The following is a 382-nucleotide window of genomic DNA, read 5'->3' as shown; positions in this document are numbered from 1 at the left end:
GTTCAAGTCCTTGGCCATAGCCGATAGTTCTTGCGCTATTTCTTGCAACTTCGTGTTGGCGTCAGCAGCATTCATCCCGTTAGTCAGGTTGGTGATTGGGTCAATGAACACAGCGTCTACCCCATTAGTGGCAGCAAACACAATGTCAGCCTTAAGCGTCTCCCAGCCAAAGTGCTGGTAGATGTTGATAAGCTTGAGCCTGCCGCGCAGAAGAACTCCAGCTTTGTCATAGGCGTCGTAGTCAAACTGTATGTTGGGGTCGTGAAACACCTTACCGACAATCTTGCCGCACATCAGCTTGTACGTTTTCTTATTAGCCTCCTCTGGCTTAGCCATCAAAACAGTCCAGCCATGCTCTTTAATTAGGTGAGCACCTATAGTA

Annotated in this window: 1 protein-coding gene; it reads right to left on the bottom strand. The window is 48.4% G+C overall.

Annotated elements, in window-relative coordinates; all coding sequences use genetic code 11:
- Positions 1 to 336: P-loop NTPase family protein (locus G8O24_RS43110; RefSeq protein ID WP_202988844.1), on the bottom strand; the 336-nt coding region annotated here is incomplete at its 3' end.
- Between the last annotated feature and the right edge of the window lie 46 nt (positions 337 to 382).

The sequence above is a fragment of the Bradyrhizobium campsiandrae genome (genome assembly GCF_014529705.1).
In the GTDB taxonomy this organism is placed as follows: Bacteria; Pseudomonadota; Alphaproteobacteria; order Rhizobiales; family Xanthobacteraceae; genus Bradyrhizobium; species Bradyrhizobium campsiandrae.
This window is presented reverse-complemented; position numbering and strand designations above follow the sequence as displayed.